Origin of the sequence: Leptospira tipperaryensis (assembly GCF_001729245.1) — a bacterium.
In the GTDB taxonomy this organism is placed as follows: domain Bacteria; phylum Spirochaetota; class Leptospiria; order Leptospirales; family Leptospiraceae; genus Leptospira; species Leptospira tipperaryensis.
Genome location: NZ_CP015217.1, coordinates 2,207,015 through 2,224,471, shown reverse-complemented (window position 1 = coordinate 2,224,471; position 17,457 = coordinate 2,207,015). Strand labels below are relative to the sequence as shown.

General features: G+C 41.6%; 20 protein-coding genes. 14 read left to right on the top strand and 6 right to left on the bottom strand.

Annotated features, from left to right (window positions below; all coding sequences use genetic code 11):
• Positions 1-126 precede the first annotated feature (126 nt).
• Positions 127-795 carry an SDR family oxidoreductase gene (locus tag A0128_RS10520; protein WP_069607471.1) on the bottom strand — a complete coding sequence of 223 codons (669 nt, stop codon included), beginning with the start codon at positions 793-795 and terminating at the stop codon, positions 127-129.
• A gap of 87 nt (positions 796-882) precedes the next feature.
• Between A0128_RS10520 and A0128_RS10515 the strand changes: the two genes are divergently transcribed.
• The 4 genes from A0128_RS10515 (at position 883) to A0128_RS10495 (ending at position 3,854) form a co-directional block, all read left to right on the top strand.
• On the top strand, positions 883-1,548 hold the full coding sequence (locus tag A0128_RS10515; protein WP_069607470.1) for a TIGR00266 family protein: 666 nt from the start codon (positions 883-885) through the stop codon (positions 1,546-1,548).
• 15 nt (positions 1,549-1,563) lie between these two features.
• Positions 1,564-2,238, top strand: coding sequence for a TIGR00266 family protein (locus A0128_RS10510; protein WP_069607469.1), 675 nt, complete (start codon positions 1,564-1,566; stop codon positions 2,236-2,238).
• A 12-nt stretch (positions 2,239-2,250) separates the two neighbouring features.
• A complete protein-coding gene (locus A0128_RS10505) occupies positions 2,251-2,934 on the top strand; it encodes a TIGR00266 family protein (protein WP_069607468.1) in 684 nt (227 codons plus the stop codon).
• 611 nt (positions 2,935-3,545) lie between these two features.
• Entirely contained in the window at positions 3,546-3,854 is a 309-nt protein-coding gene (locus A0128_RS10495) for an LIC_10421 family protein (protein ID WP_069607466.1), read from the top strand.
• A 117-nt stretch (positions 3,855-3,971) separates the two neighbouring features.
• On the opposite strand, the gene A0128_RS10490 is transcribed toward A0128_RS10495, so the two are convergent.
• Complete coding sequence (locus A0128_RS10490) at positions 3,972-4,559, bottom strand: YceI family protein (RefSeq protein WP_069607465.1); 588 nt, start codon at positions 4,557-4,559, stop codon at positions 3,972-3,974.
• 512 nt (positions 4,560-5,071) lie between these two features.
• On the opposite strand from A0128_RS10490, the gene A0128_RS10485 reads away from it, so the two are divergent.
• Entirely contained in the window at positions 5,072-5,713 is a 642-nt protein-coding gene (locus A0128_RS10485; RefSeq protein ID WP_156781819.1) for a hypothetical protein, read from the top strand.
• A 114-nt stretch (positions 5,714-5,827) separates the two neighbouring features.
• On the opposite strand, the gene A0128_RS10480 is transcribed toward A0128_RS10485, so the two are convergent.
• On the bottom strand, positions 5,828-6,451 hold the full coding sequence (locus A0128_RS10480) for a TetR/AcrR family transcriptional regulator (protein ID WP_069607463.1): 624 nt from the start codon (positions 6,449-6,451) through the stop codon (positions 5,828-5,830).
• Between the two features lie 140 nt (positions 6,452-6,591).
• On the opposite strand from A0128_RS10480, the gene A0128_RS10475 reads away from it, so the two are divergent.
• The 5 genes from A0128_RS10475 (at position 6,592) to A0128_RS10460 (ending at position 9,730) form a co-directional block, all read left to right on the top strand.
• A complete protein-coding gene (locus tag A0128_RS10475) occupies positions 6,592-7,953 on the top strand; it encodes an alpha/beta hydrolase family protein (protein ID WP_156781818.1) in 1,362 nt (453 codons plus the stop codon).
• Positions 7,954-8,089: 136 nt separating this feature from the next.
• A complete protein-coding gene (locus tag A0128_RS10470) occupies positions 8,090-8,500 on the top strand; it encodes a hypothetical protein (protein ID WP_069607462.1) in 411 nt (136 codons plus the stop codon).
• A gap of 83 nt (positions 8,501-8,583) precedes the next feature.
• Entirely contained in the window at positions 8,584-8,736 is a 153-nt protein-coding gene (locus A0128_RS22105; RefSeq protein ID WP_156781817.1) for a hypothetical protein, read from the top strand.
• A 305-nt stretch (positions 8,737-9,041) separates the two neighbouring features.
• A complete protein-coding gene (locus A0128_RS10465; RefSeq protein ID WP_069607461.1) occupies positions 9,042-9,233 on the top strand; it encodes a hypothetical protein in 192 nt (63 codons plus the stop codon).
• A gap of 188 nt (positions 9,234-9,421) precedes the next feature.
• Positions 9,422-9,730, top strand: coding sequence for a hypothetical protein (locus tag A0128_RS10460; RefSeq protein ID WP_069607460.1), 309 nt, complete (start codon positions 9,422-9,424; stop codon positions 9,728-9,730).
• A gap of 514 nt (positions 9,731-10,244) precedes the next feature.
• Here the strand turns inward: A0128_RS10460 and A0128_RS10455 are convergent.
• The gene (locus tag A0128_RS10455) at positions 10,245-11,564 is read right to left on the bottom strand and encodes a radical SAM protein (protein WP_069607459.1); all 1,320 of its coding nucleotides are present in this window, start codon (positions 11,562-11,564) and stop codon (positions 10,245-10,247) included.
• Positions 11,565-11,743: 179 nt separating this feature from the next.
• Here A0128_RS10455 and A0128_RS10450 point away from each other — a divergent pair, with 179 nt between their 5' ends.
• The 4 genes from A0128_RS10450 to A0128_RS10435 all read left to right on the top strand — a co-directional run bounded on the left by A0128_RS10450 (position 11,744) and on the right by A0128_RS10435 (position 16,002).
• Positions 11,744-12,949, top strand: a complete 1,206-nt coding sequence (locus A0128_RS10450; protein ID WP_069607458.1) for a PQQ-dependent sugar dehydrogenase — start codon at positions 11,744-11,746, stop codon at positions 12,947-12,949.
• A gap of 99 nt (positions 12,950-13,048) precedes the next feature.
• The gene (locus A0128_RS10445) at positions 13,049-14,227 is read left to right on the top strand and encodes a lipoprotein LipL45 (protein WP_069607457.1); all 1,179 of its coding nucleotides are present in this window, start codon (positions 13,049-13,051) and stop codon (positions 14,225-14,227) included.
• A 324-nt stretch (positions 14,228-14,551) separates the two neighbouring features.
• A complete protein-coding gene (locus A0128_RS10440; protein ID WP_069607456.1) occupies positions 14,552-15,700 on the top strand; it encodes a ferric reductase-like transmembrane domain-containing protein in 1,149 nt (382 codons plus the stop codon).
• Positions 15,694-16,002, top strand: a complete 309-nt coding sequence (locus A0128_RS10435) for a cytochrome b5 domain-containing protein (protein ID WP_069607455.1) — start codon at positions 15,694-15,696, stop codon at positions 16,000-16,002. Before A0128_RS10440 ends, A0128_RS10435 begins: the two co-directional genes overlap by 7 nt.
• A gap of 212 nt (positions 16,003-16,214) precedes the next feature.
• On the opposite strand, the gene A0128_RS10430 is transcribed toward A0128_RS10435, so the two are convergent.
• Together A0128_RS10430 and lipA are read right to left on the bottom strand one after the other, a co-directional pair.
• Positions 16,215-16,511, bottom strand: coding sequence for a hypothetical protein (locus A0128_RS10430; protein ID WP_069607454.1), 297 nt, complete (start codon positions 16,509-16,511; stop codon positions 16,215-16,217).
• Positions 16,499-17,404: a lipoyl synthase gene (lipA, locus tag A0128_RS10425; RefSeq protein WP_069607453.1), complete on the bottom strand. Its 906-nt coding sequence runs from the start codon at positions 17,402-17,404 to the stop codon at positions 16,499-16,501. The genes A0128_RS10430 and lipA overlap by 13 nt, the downstream gene beginning before the upstream one ends.
• Positions 17,405-17,457 lie beyond the last annotated feature (53 nt).

Sequence of the window (17,457 nt, the reverse complement as noted above, 5' to 3'; positions counted from 1 at the left end):
CGGTTTTTTCGGGCTAGCCAAGGGGGGTTTGCGGTCCAATCCGACATAATTTGAAATAAATTTCTGACAAACCGTCTCATTTCTACAACAGTGTATCTACTGGGACACAGGTTATTGTCCCATCGATCACCAGGGCAATTCTTCTCCGTTTTGATGAAAGAATTTACCCGAGCTCGCGAGATTCAGAGCATCGATCCGTTCTGCTAAACCGACTACACTTTCTTCGGGAGAAATTCCTTGTCTTCCTGTCATTTCTGTCGCTACCATTCCGGGATGAAAGATCCCGACGGAGATTCCTTTTGGCGCCAGATCTCGGGCCAAGCTGACCGCGATTGCGTTTAAGGCGGCTTTGGACGCGCGATATCCATAGTAAGAACCCGATGTATTGTCCGCGATGGAACCCATTCTACTCGTTAAGAACACGAGCTTTGCATCCTCTTTGAGGAAGGGTAGAAGCGCGTGTACAACTTTCAAAGGCCCTAGGGAATTGACTAAGAATTGAGTGATGATATTGTCTTCGTCGAGAGTCTGTAGATTGTCCGGAATCAAAATCCCAGCGTTGTTGATAAGAATGTCGATCTTAGTATCTAAAACTTTAGAAGTCAAAGCTTGGATTGAATTCGAATTGAGGACGTCGATCCCTTCGAGGATCCGAGTGGGTTTTAGACGAACGAGCTCCGTGGAACTTCTTCTACAAAGCGCAAATACCTGATCTCCTTTTGAGAGAAAGTGTTTTGTAAGTTCCAATCCGATTCCGCGGTTCGTTCCCGTGATAAATACGTTTCTTTGTGCCATAGTGTTCCTCCCATATAATTCTTTGGATCGCTTCTGAAAACACTTTTCGATTGACGTTTGAGTCAATTTATTTACATTGCTGCTTCTATGAATTACGAGATCATCCACAAACCTTCGTATTCTTTTCTAAAAGTAAAATTGTCGCCCGGTGAAACCATCAAAGCGGAAGCAGGCGCGATGGTTTATATGACACCCGGGATCGACGTTGAAACCAAAATGGGAAGCGGATTTCTTTCTGCACTTTCGCGGAGATTTTTCGGCGGAGAATCCTTTTTCTTCAATGTCTTCAAGGCTCCTTCCGCGGGCGCGGAGATCGGCTTTGCTCCGGAACTTCCAGGGGACGTTGTCGGAATCGATCTTACGGACAACGGACTTCTCGTGGAAGCGGGCGCTTATCTCGCCTCCGATGAAACGATTACTATGAAACCGAGATTCGGCGGACTGCGTTCCTTTCTCGGCGGAGAAGGTGTGTTTCTTTTGGATGTTACGGGAAACGGAAAACTCTTTTTGAATTCTTACGGAGCCATTCTTCCGATCGAAGTACAAGGCGCTTATACGATCGATACCGGACACGTAGTCGCTTTTGACAAAACTCTTCAGTATAAAATCGGAAAGGCCGGAGGAAGTTGGAAGTCCACTCTTTTCGGCGGCGAAGGTTTGGTAATGGAGTTTACCGGTCACGGTAAAATTTTGATTCAGACTCGGGTTCCATCCGGATTCTTATCCTGGCTGACGGGACTCCTTCCTCAATAAGGAAAAGGTAATATTATGAATATTGAAATTCTTAGCAAACCGTCGTATAGTTTTGCAAAGGTCACTCTGGGCGGCGGAGAATCCATCAAAGCTGAATCCGGTTCCATGATGTCGATGAGCAATGGGATTACGATTCAAACCCACAAAGCACAGCAGGGCGGATTCTTAAAAAGTTTAAAAGCGGCATTCCTCGGCGGAGAATCCTTTTGGATGAACACCTTCACAGCTTCTTCCGGAAACGGAGAAGTTCTACTCGCACCGACTCTTCCGGGCGACGTGGATAAGATCGATCTTGCTGGAACCGTTTATGTTCAATCCAGTTCCTTTCTCGCGTCTTCTCCGAACATAGAGATGGATACCAAGTTTCAAGGTCTGAAAGGATTTATCAGCGGAGAATCTTTATTCTTCTTAAAACTTTCCGGCAACGGACCTCTTCTCATTTCCAGTTACGGCGGAATCGATATCCTGCAAGTCGACGGAGAGATGATCGTGGATACGGGGCATATCGTCGCGTTCGACGAGGGACTTAATTACGAGATGACCAAGTTCGGCGGATGGAAGTCTTTCTTCTTGGGTGGAGAAGGATTTGTCGCTCGTTTTAAAGGAAGAGGAAGGGTCTGGATCCAATCCAGAAACGTTCCGTCTTTAGGAAGTTGGTTCCGCAATCAACTGCCTCCGATCAAAAGATAAGGAGAATGAATCGTGAAACACGAAATATTACTAAAACCTGATTTTCCAATCATCCAAGTGGAATTAGAAAACGGAGAAACGATCCGTGCCGAGTCCGGCGCGATGGTTGCGATGAGTCCCACCGTAAAGATGGCGACAAAGGCGGAAGGTGGAATCTGGGCTTCCGCAAAACGTGCGTTACTCAGTGGTGAATCCTTTTTTCAAAATACTTTCAAGTCGGAAGGTGGAACGGGAACTCTCTTTTTAACGAGTCAGACCCAAGGCGATATCGAATACCGCAAGATGAAAGGAGAAGAATTGATTCTTAGCCGAGGAGCCTATGTAGCAGGTTCCGAATCCTTGGTCATCGATAGCAAATGGGGTGGATTCAAAGGATTTTTTTCCGGAGAAGGTCTTTTCTTTTTGAAAGTCAGCGGCGCGGGAGATCTTTTCTTTTCGAGCTTTGGCGCGATTCATACGATCGAAGTAAACGGTCAATACACCGTGGACACCGGACATATCGTGGGTTTCGAAGGAACGTTGAACTATACGATTCAAAAAGTCGGCGGTCTCAAGTCTTTGTTCTTGAGTGGAGAAGGTTTGGTCGCGGTTTTTTCGGGAAGCGGAAAACTTTATATTCAATCTAGAAATCAGAACGCATTCGCAGGCTGGGCGAACCAGTGGAGAAGAGTGGAGAAATCTTCCTCTTCGAGCTAAAATCTTTTTGTAGAAACATAGGATTCACCCTCGGGTGGGTCCTATGAAAACTTTCTTAATTCTCTCCTCTTAAATTCCTCCTTTGTCATCTTCGTGATTTCGAAATTTTAATTTTACTCGATCTTCTATTTAAGAAATCGACGTTTGAAAATTTCAGTAAAATAGAATATTCTAAAAATTTTATACTTTTTAATTTTTTTGTTTTTTATGAAATCGGCGTTTGCCTGTTCTATCCTTTTATAAAAGGAATTCGGGTCCCTTCTAAGATTGAAGATTCTTTCAAATCCGGATTGGGAATTTCATTTGAGACTGAGAAAACGGGCCTTACTAAAAACAGAATCGGAGACCGTAAGTTCGCAAAGAGATCCATTTCGATTTCGGCGGAAAATTCCCCTTTTCAATCTTGCTTCATTCAAGAACAAATTGTACTTTTAAGAAGCAATTTTAAAACGGATCGACATTTCTTAAGTATCGCATAACAAACCTAGACGATTACATGCAAAAAACAGAATGAAACGATGATGGAAAAAAATTTGAAGAAATCGATATCCTACTTGGAAAAACAGACGCGTAGTATGAAGTCGAGTCAATCGATTTAGGAGTATAGGACCATGAAAAAAATCATAGCGTTAGCGCTTTTTCTTTCCGTTTTTTCCACCGGAGTATTTGCCATTTCGGAAATGGAAACGTTGTTGGTAAAAGAAGCAACCAATCCGGAACTCAAGAAAATTGCCAAAGAATATCTGCTGAAAAAAGCGAAGGATCACAAGGAGCTGGCGGAGAAGTATAAGTCTCTTGCCATTCGTAGTCAAGGCGGCAAGGCTGCCTCTTCCAACGAAGAGCATAAGAAGTATAAAAAATTAGAGGATCACTGTATCCAAGAAGCTACGGAATACGAAAAAGAAGCGGCTAAACTCTAAGGTCATAAAAAACCTCCCTCGTATGTTTTACAAAGGGAGGTTGATTCTAACTATTTTTAAAAATCAAAGTCTTACTAAATCCATTCCTTCAAAAAAAACAGGAAAGGATTTGTTTCTTTATTCTGCGACTGCTTCGCCTTCGATCTTGATTGAAACTTCTTCTCCAACCAAAACTCCGCCGGTTTCCAAAGCCTTATTCCAAGTCAGTCCGAAATCTTTGCGATTGATTTTGGTTTCCGCTTCGAAAGCAAAGTGAACCGTTCCCCACGGATCTTTTGCGGAACCGTTAAAGGTTACATTTAAAACAACCGGCTTGGTAACACCTTTGATTGTAAGCTCGCCTGCGATTTTAGAAACCGATCCTTTTTTCACGGTCGCTTTCGCAGACTTAAACGTGATTGTAGGAGTTCCTTCCGCATCGAAGAAATCTTTTGATTTCAAATGCCCGTCGCGTTTTTCATCGTTTGTAAAAATCGAAGCGGTTTGGATCGTAACATCCAGTCCGGAAAGCGCTCCGGATTTTTCATCAAAGCTAAACTTTCCCTGAAATTCTTTAAAAGAACCCGGAACATTGTTTAAACCAAGGTGTTTGATTTTAAAGCCGACAGAAGTGTGAGCTGGATCTAATTTAAAGTTCCCTGCTTGAAGTCCTGTCAGAGAGATTAGGATTAAAAGAAACGCTAAAGAAATTCTTCTCAAATTCATTCAAAAAGCTCCTTACCCGAAGAACGGATATATAAGGCTAAGAATCTTTTTCTATTCAGGGATTTCAATATATTTTCTAAAAATTCTATATAACAGAATAAAGAGCTATATTTTGTGCATTTTGCACAATCAATATTTCATTCTTTGAATTCTGATAACCTTTTATTTCGAAAGCGAAAGACGATCCTTTATCCAAGGCATTGAAAATTATCTTCAGGCGATCGTTTCTCGTCCGGCATTCGTAAGTTTTAAATTTGTATATTCGGATTTTAAAATGCGGTTCGATTTCAATTTCCTGATTTCCATCGGTTGTTGATCTAAGGATAAAAGAATTGGGTTACTATTCACAAAACATCATTACAATTTTTGAGTATGAAACGGATGAGGATTTAATCTCAGAACTCAAAAAAAATTTCTCTTTTGCAAAGGTAAAGAAATTTCATTCGGATTTTCACGGCGTTGTCGCTCAGGTAGAAAGAGAGGAGTTGATGAGAATATGTGATCCGGAGAAAATGCAAGAGCTTGAAGAAGAAATTGCTCTACTGGATGAAAGGGCAATCGAATTCAGTAAACTTTACCCGGAAAAAACGTTCGTTTATATCGACGTAGATTGTTTTGGAGGGACTTGCTCTTACGACGGCTTCACGGTAAAGAACGGAAATACGATTTTTATACAAAAGCCAATTCAAGACGGACATAGAACACTATTAAAAAGTATTTTTCCAAAATACGAAAACGTTTATTTCGAACCGTTTACCCGCGATTTTTTTGCGCGCAAAGGAAGAATCGAAGGAGTCATTCAAGATTTTTCACTCGGAGGACTCTTTGTCGGATTCGATTCGGAGTATAAGGACAAAGCGTTGTATAAAATCAGCGCGAGTTCCGACTTCTTGCTCTTTGAAAGACTGGAACATTATTATTTTCTCTTCGAGTCGGACGAACAATCGGATGATATAAAAATTTCGGGAATCATCTATAAGGACGAAAAGGAAGTCCTACAAGAAATTGAAGAATTTATTCAGGAAACATTTTTCATTCTAACCTATACGATCTTCGTTTCTATAGACGGGGTCTTAGAGCCAAAACGATTTGAAAATAAAGTAGAATCTCCGAAACAAAAGCGGAAATTCTTTTGGCAAAGGTTGATCGATTGAGATAACAACGATTCAATACAAAGCGCAAGGATCCGAATCAAAAGGATCTGAAAGAATTTTCATTCTCGCTTTATTTATTTCCGGAAAGGGAACGGAGAAGAATTCCGTAACTTCTTATTTTCGAAGCAGATAAGAGCTGATCATCAAAGCCGTTTCTCGAAGAACCGTTTCCGGATCGACATCGAATCCGTGTAAGACCATATAACTTACGATATCGTCCATCGCCCTTTGTGCGATCAAAAGGCTCGTCGGTTCGGAACGCAATTCTAAGGTGCCGCCGAAATGTTGAAGCAATTTCGAAGCTTCCTTTTGGATCCTTTCCCGTTCAATTTTTTTTACCGCCACCGCGATCTTTTCATCCGTAAGAGAAAGAACCGCGAGTTCACGATGAAGCTTCGGATTTTTCAAAGCGGACTTTTTCATTCGAAGCAGAATTTCATAAAGAATGATCGCGAGATCGGTCTCTCCTTTTAGCGAGTCGATCGTATCCCCAGCGAGATTTCCATAGAATTCTTCGCTGTATTTCCGTATGATCTCCAGCGCGATATCGCTCTTATCCCGGTAATAAGCGTAAAAGGTTCCGATCGAAACCTCCGCCACTTCGACGATATCGCGAATCCCGGTTTCGGAATATCCTCTTTGTTTTACGAGCTTATACGCGGCTTCGATGATTTTTTCCTTTCTTTCAATGGAACGGTTTTGAACCGGATTTCTGACTTTTTTCTTCTTAGAATTCATCGATTTCTTTTATAAATCACGGGGATCTTCTTTTCCCAGCTTTTAAAAATATGAACAAAGTTCAAATTTTTTATTTACAAATGATCTTCCTAAATTTTAAATATGAACAATGTTCATATTGTGAGAAAAGTGGGGATTTTATGAATCGAAATAAAAAGTTTAGAATCGAGAGCGGGATATCGGATTTGGAGAATCGAATCCTTCCGCTTCGTAATGAAAATCGAGAGAGAAGGGACTCTCTTTTGGGAATCTCGATTCGTTTGCTCCTTTTGTTGTCAGTGTTTGTTTTGTTTCAATGCGGGAGGGTCGGACAGGCTCGTTTTTTTCAGGACCAAGCTTATCATTTTCAAACCTTACGCGCGTTAAACGATATTCGAACGGATGGAGCCGATACGGGAGAGGTTTTGGAAACGATTCGTCATATTAAAGAAGGCGATTCCGAAAGTTGGTTTTTATCCTGGGAAAAATTGGCGGAGCAAGTTTTGAAAAGAGCCGAGAAAATTCAGGATCCAATGAGTCGAGGTTACGCTTTTCTTCGCGCGCACAACTATATACGGACCGCGGAATTCTTTCTTTCCCCCGAGGACGAAAGAAGACTTCCTTCCTTTCAAAAAGGAGTCAATCTATTCTACAAAGGTCTGGATACTCTCGAAGTTCGTTATGAACGTATCAAAGTTTCCTATGAAGGTAAACAACTCAATGCCGTTTATTATCCGGGTCCGATCGGTTCTGAAAAAAAGCCGTTGATCGTTCTTGTAGGAGGTTTTGATTCTACTCTCGAAGAATTGTATTTTGTTTTAGTGAAAAGCGCTTATGATCGAGGTTATAGTGTTCTTACGTATGAAGGTCCGGGACAGGGCTCTGCGATAAGAACACAAGACTTAGGTTTTACGCCGGAATGGGAAAAGCCGACAAAGAGCGTAATCGATACGTTTCTTTCCAAACATTCTAAACCTACTACAATGATTTTAGTGGGAATGAGTCTGGGTGGATATTTAGCCCCGCGTGCCGCCGCCTTTGACGATCGTTTTGCAGGAGTTGTCTCCTATGACGTTCTTTACAATTTTGGAGAAGTCGCAGAGAATGCGGTTCCCGGTTTTGTCCTTTGGTTAAGAAAACATAAATACGACGGTCTGATCGAATTTTTGGTTTCCATCAAATCCACCTTTTCTCCAAGTTTTGCTTGGGGAGTAAAGAACGGAAGATGGACTATGAAAACCGCAAGCTCGAGGGAAACGTTAGACGCATTTGCTAACTATTCTCTGGAAACGATAGCTCCTAAAATCAAACAAGACGTTTTGATTCTTGCGGGAACCGAAGATCATTTTATTCCTTTGAAACAAGTGGAAGATTTTAAATCGAAGTTAACAAACGCAAGAAGTTTAACTACTGTGATCTACGATCGGACTTCGGGAGGCGCGGAACACTGTCAACTCGGAGCTCAAACTCTGTGGCAGGCTGATTTTTTTGACTGGATGATGAAATTCAATAATGTGAAATGAAATCTTTTTTCCGATTTTGAGTGCTTTAAAATTTGGATGTAGGATCTTTGCGAAACTATGCGCAATGTTTCCTACTTCCTTGTTTTAATTTTAGTCATTTTTTTTCTTCTGTAGTAAATCCTCCGAAGAAGACGTTGTGTTTCAGCCGGCGAAGTCAGGCGTTGCAGATCCGACTCGGATCGATCTATCAAACACGGATTCGCTTGGATGGAGAATGGAATTTTTATTGGAAATAACTCTATCAACCTTCCGACTTAAGAAACGAAACGATTTTAAAACCGATACAGACGATCGAAGCCCTGGTTCTTGGAACGACTGGGTTCCTCCCGGAGAATTGAAAAGGATCGGAGGCGCGGGTTTTGCTACGTATTTTTTACTTTTGAAACTCAATCCGAATCGGAAGGGAAGATTGCTTACTTTAAAGATTCCTTATGCAGGAACCGCATACAAGGTCTGGGTGGATGATCAACTCCTAACGGAAAGGTTTCCGAAAATTTCGAGGCAATGGAGCCAAAATATATCCATCATACGAAAAGATTTCTCGTAGAAAACTAAGAAGTTCTACTTACGATCCAAGTCTCCAACTTTCATCATAGAAAAGGTGGACTTCGTTTTGATTCGATTTATTTTTTGTATGTAATCGCTCGTGCGGCGATTCGAAAAAAGCAGGGATCGATTTCGGCTCTCATCGGATTTTCTGCGTTTATCCTAACGATCATAAACGATCTTCTGTATTACAACGAATTCTATCCTACCGGTTTTTCCAATCTATTGCCTTTTTGAGTTTTTGTTTTTATCTTTTTCCAGTCTCTGATTCTTTCTCAAATATTTTCAAACGCGTTCCAATCGATTAAAAATCTTTCACGAAGCCTAAGTTTCACAAAAAGCTTATTGTAGATTTGTTCCTTCCGAATTCTTAAAGTTTTTAGATAAAAGAAGCATCGTTGCTATTCAGTTAGGTGATCGGATTCAGAAAGAAATGACGATCCTCTTTTCGGGTATTCGTTTCCTTTTCGGATTTGAGCGAGAGGCTGACTCCGAAGGAAAATTTCAACTTTATCAATTCTTATTTAAGAAGGGTAAGTCCCGTGATTCAGAAAAACGGAATCGTAATCTACGAGGTCCACTACGGACAACCCGATTTTATCATCGATCTTATGAATCAGAGTAAGGGATCTTTCGAACGAGGGATCGATCGATACCAGAATAGTTGTTTTGCCGAATCGATTTCTTTTATGGAAAAGGTTTTGGAAATCAATCCAAACGATACTTCCGCGTAGATCTATCTCAAACGGGCTCGTAGGTGATATTTTAGAAGGTTCTTGATTTCTAAATTCTTCCAATATTAAAATTCGGTTTCCCAAAAAGATTAGGTAGTTTCCGCATTGCGGGTATTCCCTATAGACGAAACTTTTTTTTGGTGTAAAATCTGTCTTGTCACTGAGTAAAATGACAAGGGAGACGTTCCATGAAAGCGAACGCAAGATCACTGATTCCTGTTTTAGGGATTTTTAGTTTTCTTATTTTTCTGGGGATGAGTTGTCAGCCGTTTTTATATCGAAATTCCAACGACTGCGGCTCCAACTATTCCGGAAGTTGCGACAGATATAGAGATTACTCTTATTCTTACGGATATCAAAATCGCATCGGATATCCATATTATTACCGAAATCAGTCTTATGGCACGAACGGTGGCGGCGGTCATCGCCACAACCCAATGCACATTCCTTCGGGCAGATTTCATAACGTCGGTCGTCCGAGTCACTGGAAACTTTAGATGAATCGGTTTTAGATCTGCCAGGAATTTTGGGAGTGTTCCCATATTTAAAAATCCTGACAAAATTTGAATCCGGGAAAAAGTTTCGTTCTTGTCGTAGCTTCCTATGCAATCCTACTTACAAGTTGAAAAGAAGTGCAACAAGAATCGTCTTACAAAAATAGGATTTGTAGGAACTCCTACAATGTAGATTCTTGCTTGAAAAATTAGTATTTTGTGATATAGGAAAGTCTCCCGATGATTTCCGCCACCCGCCCCTCCACCCGAAATTTGGGTGGGGCACACCGCTTTCACGGTGGATGTAGGAGTTCCGACAGATTTTTTTTTGAAGATTCAGGCAACTTGTGAGTAAGGAAGATTCTGCTCTGACGAGAGCTGGTTCCCTAAAAAAGTTTCCATTGGACTTTAAGTCCGTAGAAGGTAGAATTACGGAAAATTCTACCTTCTTAGAATTCAGCGAGATCTAAAAAATCTGATTCTTGTTTCGAAACAACAATTGGACAAAAAGGTTGTTTTAGTTCCTTCCCGCGTAACCGATCACATCCATAAAAGCCGAAACCGAAAAGACAGCCTTTCCCGGACCCGGTTCTCCGTAACCCGGAGGAACCGGTAAATTATACTTTTCGAATGTAGCTTTCCAGACGGTTAAAAGTTCGCAGAAATATTCGAGGGGAGGACCGGCCTGAGTTCCTAAGGTTGTATAAGGTTCGGGACACCAAGCTGTAAAACGAGGCATGATTCCCTTGGACATAAAGAAGTCGAGACCTTCTCCTGTGGAAGCGATCGCTTCCGCAACCGTATCAAACCCGTAAGGTTTAGAAAGTTCCACGCCGCCTACAAAGTTCGGAATCACATAGGAAGGACCAAAGACTTCCGCTGAATCCACAACTCTTCGAATCCAGTTGTCTCTTCCGATATAAGCTTCTTTTCCGGGGCAAATTTTTTGAAAGAGATTCTTATCCCAGACTTCGTAGTTGGGATGATAGACTTGAATGCCGGCGTCCTTAAATTTTTTACAGTCCTCGATCTCCCAAGCCTGAGAAACGATCTTTCCCATCCATCTTCCTGGAAATCTGGATTCGATTGCCTGCGCATATTCTAAATAAAAATCGATTTCATTCTTTTTCTTTAGGGAAGTGATCACACTTCCGCCGGTGATCGTATAAACTTTTGCGGTTTGATCTTCCGCATCGATCCAAGATAAAACTTCTAAGATGTCTTCGATGTCCTTTACGCCAGTGTAAGGTCTTCCTGCGTTCTTCTGCTGACGATAGTTATGATTGATATCGCAATAAGCGCATTCTTCTTCCTTACCAAAATACTGACAGTTTCTAAAAACGGTAAGATAGATAAGATATCCCCATTCGATCACGGGAGCGATTTCCCCTGGAAGTTTTCCGTTCTGAGTTTTGTGACGATACCAAGCGGGAAGAGGAGGAAATTCTACGTTTCCTAAAAACGTTTCTCCGAGATAGAGGGCAGGTTTTCCGTCTTGCGATTTTTTTACTTTGTATGGAGAATTCGGATTGTTTCTTGTAGAGATGATGGTGGGAAGAAGATTGAAGTGACCGCCGGAAATTTTGATTTCTTCGGGAGCTTTTACGTCAGCTCCTTCACTCAATTCAGAAAGTGGAATATGATCAAAGGAGAATATAAAATAATCCTTCGTCTTGTATTCGCCGGTTACATCAAAGGCTTCCTTGAGAAAGTGAATTCCTTGTCTCAGGATATCCTGTTTTACGATGGCTTCCATCGGAATCGATTTGTATTTCCTCTCCATTTCTTCGAGGAGGGGAATGGTAGAACTTTGGCGGATTGAATCTGTAACTTCCATCTCTAATTAGACAATCTTCCCGAAGGAACCGAAATTACACGCAGTTTTTTGAGAAAGAAAATCCGGTTTTCTTCTCAAGTGGGCCGGTTATTTTGGAGGAAAGAAAACCCGTTCTAAAGGAAGTCCGCAATTTATGAAATCCTGTTGACCGATAAAGATGAGAAACATAGGAAAGGAGCATGTTTTCAAAGACTTTTCTATTCTCCGCCGTCCTGACAGTTTTCGTATTCTTCTTACCGGTTTCGAATTTTTCACTCCTCGCAAAGACAAAAGCCGTTCCTCCCAAAAAAGTTTCTAAAGAATCCAAACTTCCCGCAGTTCCCTGGTATTCTCAGGTGGCGGGCGGTTTTCAAGAACCGACTGACATTCAATTTTTTCCAGGCGATTCCAATCGAATGATCGTTTTAGAAAAACGAGGGAAGATGGTAGAATACGATCTTAAAAAAAATCAAAAAACAATTCGTGCCGACTTCACGGGCCAAGTTGAAACCCTTTCGGAAGAAGGGCTTCTCGGACTTGCGTTTTCGCCGGACTTTGCAAACGATTCTAAATTCTATGTTCACGTTGTCGTAAAAGAAAACGGAAAAGACCATTCTAAGATTTTAGAATTTGATTGGAAGCCGGACTCGATTCAAAGAATCGAAGACGCAAAGAGAACCATTCTAAAGGTGGAACAACCGTATTCCAATCACAACGGCGGCCAGATCGTATTCGGGCCGGATAAAAAACTCTATATCGGCTTTGGAGACGGAGGGGGAGCAAATGATCCCTACAAGAACGGACAAAATCCGGGAACATTTCTCGGTAAACTTCTTCGAATCACGCCGAATGTAAAAACTTCGGGAGCTCCTTACAAGATTCCGGAGGACAATCCTTTCTTAAACAAAGCCGGATTCTTACCCGAAATCTGGGCCTATGGTCTTCGAAATCCCTGGAGATTCTCCTTTGATTCTCTTACCGGTGAACTGTATTTAGCCGATGTCGGACAAAATTCCTTCGAAGAGATCGATCTGATTCAGAAAGGTGGGAATTACGGGTGGAATATCAAAGAAGGTTTTCACTGTTTTAAAAGGAATCCATCCTGCTCGTTACCCGGAATCGCGGACCCGATTCATGAATATCCCCGGGAAGAAGGGCATTCTATTACCGGCGGTTATGTATACAGGGGAAAATTACTCCCTAAATTAGTAGGTTCTTACCTTTATGGAGACTTTGTTACGGGAAGAATCTGGATTTTGAGGCAGAAAAGCGGGAAAAAAATATCCAACGAGCTTTTATTTCAGGTTCCGCTCCAAATCAGCACCTTTGGACAGGACGGGAACGGCGAAGTCTATTTTGCCGATTTTGGATCAGGAAATATCTTGCAATTAGTAAAAAAAAATTGAAAGAATTGGAAAAACCGATTATGTTGCCTGTTGAGTAACATAGATAGAGGCTGCCACCACCGCAGTCCTGTTATCAATCCAATCTTAAGGAAAATGGGTATGAAGAAGCTATTAATCGTTTCCTCCATCGCTTTGACCGCCGGAATTCTGGTGTTCAGCGCATGTAAGAAACCTACCGAAAATTCCCAGGCAGCCACTACTGGTAAAGAAAACAGCCCCTCGGCTGTAGTTGTTTTCAGCGTCGGAGAAGCTAAAATTCTTCACACTGACTTAACGGAAGAAAAAGCTACTCTTGGTGCAAGTTTAAAAACTGGCGACAAGGTAACTACAAAAGACAAATCTAAAGTTGATATTCAATTTGCAGACGGATCCGCGATTCGTATTTCTGAAAATTCCGTAATCGACTTCGATGCTCTTTCTGTAAACTCTAAAGGAAACTCCGATACAAGACTCGCTCTCGTGTCCGGAAAAGTATTCGCGAAAGTGAACAAAGCTTCCAAAGACGATCAGTTTTCCGTGGTTACTCCAACCGCGATCGCTGGTGTGCGTGGAACTTCATTCATCGTAGAGAGATCTAAATCCGACAAAGCGACCGTTAAAGTGTTAGACGGTTCGGTTGCAGTGGCTCCTCGCGTTGCGGCTCTGGAAGGATTGAGCGACGAAGAAATTTCTAAGAGCGAGGACCTGAAAAAAATTCAGCAATCCGTAGCTTCTTCTGAAATCGTTCTCGAGAAAAATCAAGCTTCCGTAATGAAAGCAGATGATAAATCTTTGGATATCAAAGACACTTCTAAAATCGGATCCAACGTTGAGAAAAATATCTCTGGCGTTGTTAAGAAATTGGATAACTCTGGAATCTCCAAAAAAGACGAAGAAGAACTTAGAACAATCGTAACCGTAGACAAAGAAACTTCGGATAAGATGGTTCGTATCAATGAAGAATCTTCCGGAAAAGTTGACGAACAAAAAGCGGCGGCTCTCGAGTCTGAAAGAAAGAAACTCGAAAGTGAAGTAGCGGCTCGTCAAGAAGATGAAGCAAAGAAATTCAAACAAGTGCTGATCTCAACTCCTAAAGAATTGAAGTCCAGCAAAGATATCGTAAACTACTACGAAAGAATTGAAAAGATCATCATGACTGACGGATCTTCTTTGATCGGTGCGATTGTTGATCAACAAGGATCCACTATGATCGTTCATACCGAACAAGGTATTAAGAAGATCAACCAAGCGGATGTTCAAGAAGTAATTTACGACTTCCAAACGAAAGCTAAATTCTGATAACAGAGACTGAACCTGAAATCAGGTGGAAAAAACCCGGGTGTAAAAGCTCGGGTTTTTCTTTGTACGGACAATTGTTTACGTAAACTAAAGGTAGCAATTCATTAGGATTTTGAGATAGAGAAAAGTTTCTCAAACCTTCCGCTAACGCATCTGAACTCTCAAAAAATCAACGCGGCCCACTGTGGATCGCTATGCAAGGACGGGGTGAACGAAAAGGATCGTTGTAGTTCCAAAAGATTCTTCGTGAGATCCAAGAGATTTGTAGGATAAAATTTGGATCGTAAGTATTGAGAAACAGGTTTAAGCGGAACTGAAAGAAAATTGAAATTCTTAGAAATCTATCTACCGATTCTCGGTCTATTGTTGTTTTCCTTTACTTTCTACTTTGCGTTGAAGCTTAAAAAAATTTCTTCTTTGGTAGGAGGAATTTCTTCTCAGTATCGCCTGCATCATTGGTTTGGAATGATTACGACGATTTTCTTTTTTTCCCACGTCATCTTTGAGATCGTTCAATTTCCGGAAATTCTTACAATGTGGGATGATCCTGCGGTCTTAACTGGATGGATCGGTTTTCTGATCTATTCGCTTAGTATCGTTTCCGCATTTTGGAAGTTGCAAAACTATCGTTCCTGGTTTGCAATTCACCTGTTGTTGATTCCTTCGTATTTCCTCGCTATCATACACGGTTATCTCTTCCTTCCCGAAGAATGGTCGCACAAGATTCCATTTCTGTTCAGCGTGCTTTTCGGAGTCTGGAGTATCCTTGCGATCCTTCTTCGGACGTGGGTCGGAACTCCTTGGAAAATTCAAAAGATCGATAGACTCTCCGATTCTTCCGTTGAATTGGATTTGATACCGGATTCCGATAAACAAGTCGCCCGTAAAGAATATGTAGCAGGTGCGATTCTTTATCTACGTTTTTTGGGAAAAGAATACTCGTACGATTGGCATCCATTTTCGATCGCCTCCTGTTCCCAAAGCGATTTGCTTCGGGTAAGAATCAAAAGTCTGGGGAAGGATACAAGACAGTTGTTAAATTCGGTCCCCGGCGATAAAATTGACATGCTGGGTCCGTTCCAGGAAATCAAAATCGATTGGAAAATGGATCAGGTTTGGATCGCGGGTGGAATCGGGATTGCTCCATTTTTAGGAAGAGCCAGATGTTTAGAATTTCGAACTTCAGGGATGATTCGGCTGTTTTATTTTTTTTCCGATCCCGATGATCTATCGGTTCGCGCAGAGCTGGATGAAATTTCAGAAAGATACGTTCAGTTTCAGTGGAGTTTTGCGGAAGTTTTAAAAAAACAGCTTCCGGATCTTTCCATCCTTAAGCCGTATCTTTCCAGAAATAAGAATGCAGAATATCTTATCTGTGGACCTCCAAAATTTATGAAGACCGTTCGAAGACACTTGCATTCTCACGGTATTCCGAATAAAAAGATTCATTCGGAGGAATTTTCACCTTGGTAAAATATTTTGTGATCTTCGGAGTTTGCCTCCTATCGGTCTTGGGGGAAGAGAAGACCATTTCCATGGAAGAATTGAGACTTCACAATACGGCTGTTAGTTGTTGGATCTTGATTGAAAAGAGCGTTTACGACGTTACGGAATATATTACCGTTCACGATTCCCTTCGTTATGATATTCGAAAATGGTGTGGAACCGATTCAACGAAGGCTTATTCAAAAAAAGATCAATCCGGAAAAAGCCATTCGAAAAAAGCCGACTTACTTTTGAGAAAATACAAAATTGGCCTTTATCGGCTCAATTGATGTTAAAAACTCGCCCTTCGTTCTATTTTCGAAATTAGAGCTTATCCCAAAACCGGCAAGGAAATTTGTAAGAGTTCCTACGAGAGCTTTACATTTTCACTATCTTCACCTTTTCAAAAAACTGTCCCGTTGACTAAAAAAAGTGAAAAGAGTTCCCACAGTTTCCGATTTTGGAGCTCGCGCTAAATAAAAACTGAGGAAAGGAAATTGAATCATTCGAACTTTTGATTCCAAAGAGAAAGAATCGAATCTAACACTTCTTCCATATCCAAGAGCATGACTTGCTCCTTCCAATGGAGAATCATCTTATTCTTTCCAAAACGATTGATTTCCGCCCAATGAGCTTCCACCTTTGGAATCAGATTGATTGTCTTTTCAAGAAGATCCTTAATTTCAGATTTACTGGCAGGGCCTTCCTTTCCCGAAAGAAATTGAATGATTGAGTGATATAAGATTTTCTTAATTTCCTCGGGTGGAGGATGCGGAGTCGAACCTTCTAAGGGGTCCATGAGACTTGCTCGTCGGCGTGATACGAACTTCTTACCAACGGACCGGAGAAAACACCTTTGAAGCCGATGGATTTTCCGTAGATTCTCAATTCCTTAAATACTTCGGGAGAAACGTATTCCTTTACGGGAAGATGAGTCGGCGTCGGTTGTAGATACTGTCCTAAAGTAAGAAGAGAAACTCCGGCTTGGGCGAGGTCTCGCATACATTCTTTGACTTCTTCTACCGTTTCTCCCATTCCTAAGATCAAACCGCTCTTTGTTAAGAAACCGCGTTCAGAAGCGATCTTCAAAACTTCTAAGGAACGATCGTATCTCTTTTGAGGGGCGACTTCTGGAAAAAGTCTTTGGACGGTTTCGACGTTGTGGTTAAAGACGTCCGGTTTGGATTGAAAGATGATTTCTAAAGATTCTAACTTTGCTTTGAGATCGGGGACTAAAAATTCGATCTTACAATCGGGAAGACCTTCTCGGATTCTTTCCAAGGTTTCGGCGAAATGGGTAGCGCCCCCGTCTTCCAGATCGTCTCGATTTACGGCCGTAAGAACGACGTGTTTGAGTCCGAGTGCGATTGCGGATTCAGCGACTCTTTGCGGTTCTCCTTTGTCGAGCGGCTTTGGTTTGCCCGAGGCTACGTCGCAATAAGAGCAACGTCTTGTGCAGATATCTCCTCCGAGCATATAAGTCGCCGTCTTACGAGACCAACAGTGATTGAGATTGGGACAAGAAGCGCTTTCGCAGACCGTATTGAGTTTTTTTTCTTCCAGAGAATCTCTTACGATCGCGACCGTGTTGTTCTTTGGATCCGGAAAGGTAAGTTTAACTTTGAGCCATTCCGGTTTTTGAGGAGCTTCTTGGGTAGAATGAGTGCGGGGCTTTTTTTTAAGGGGATTCATCGTAACTTAGACCGGAAAAACTCCGAATCTTTTGCTTCAATCCTGAATGGGCC

Bases quoted from the DNA above. Each gene is read 5' to 3' on its own strand.
- A0128_RS10455 (WP_069607459.1), bottom strand. From the start codon at position 11,564: ATGGAAGTTACAGATTCAATCCGCCAAAGTTCTACCATTCCCCTCCTC.
- A0128_RS10520 (WP_069607471.1), bottom strand. From the start codon at position 795: ATGGCACAAAGAAACGTATTTATCACGGGAACGAACCGCGGAATCGGA.
- A0128_RS10445 (WP_069607457.1), top strand. From the start codon at position 13,049: ATGAAGAAGCTATTAATCGTTTCCTCCATCGCTTTGACCGCCGGAATT.
- A0128_RS10460 (WP_069607460.1), top strand. From the start codon at position 9,422: ATGAAAGCGAACGCAAGATCACTGATTCCTGTTTTAGGGATTTTTAGT.
- A0128_RS10490 (WP_069607465.1), bottom strand. From the start codon at position 4,559: ATGAATTTGAGAAGAATTTCTTTAGCGTTTCTTTTAATCCTAATCTCT.
- A0128_RS10480 (WP_069607463.1), bottom strand. From the start codon at position 6,451: ATGAATTCTAAGAAGAAAAAAGTCAGAAATCCGGTTCAAAACCGTTCC.
- lipA (WP_069607453.1), bottom strand. From the start codon at position 17,404: ATGAATCCCCTTAAAAAAAAGCCCCGCACTCATTCTACCCAAGAAGCT.
- A0128_RS10430 (WP_069607454.1), bottom strand. From the start codon at position 16,511: ATGGACCCCTTAGAAGGTTCGACTCCGCATCCTCCACCCGAGGAAATT.
- A0128_RS10450 (WP_069607458.1), top strand. From the start codon at position 11,744: ATGTTTTCAAAGACTTTTCTATTCTCCGCCGTCCTGACAGTTTTCGTA.
- A0128_RS10515 (WP_069607470.1), top strand. From the start codon at position 883: ATGAATTACGAGATCATCCACAAACCTTCGTATTCTTTTCTAAAAGTA.
- A0128_RS10510 (WP_069607469.1), top strand. From the start codon at position 1,564: ATGAATATTGAAATTCTTAGCAAACCGTCGTATAGTTTTGCAAAGGTC.
- A0128_RS10495 (WP_069607466.1), top strand. From the start codon at position 3,546: ATGAAAAAAATCATAGCGTTAGCGCTTTTTCTTTCCGTTTTTTCCACC.
- A0128_RS10475 (WP_156781818.1), top strand. From the start codon at position 6,592: ATGAATCGAAATAAAAAGTTTAGAATCGAGAGCGGGATATCGGATTTG.
- A0128_RS10485 (WP_156781819.1), top strand. From the start codon at position 5,072: ATGCAAGAGCTTGAAGAAGAAATTGCTCTACTGGATGAAAGGGCAATC.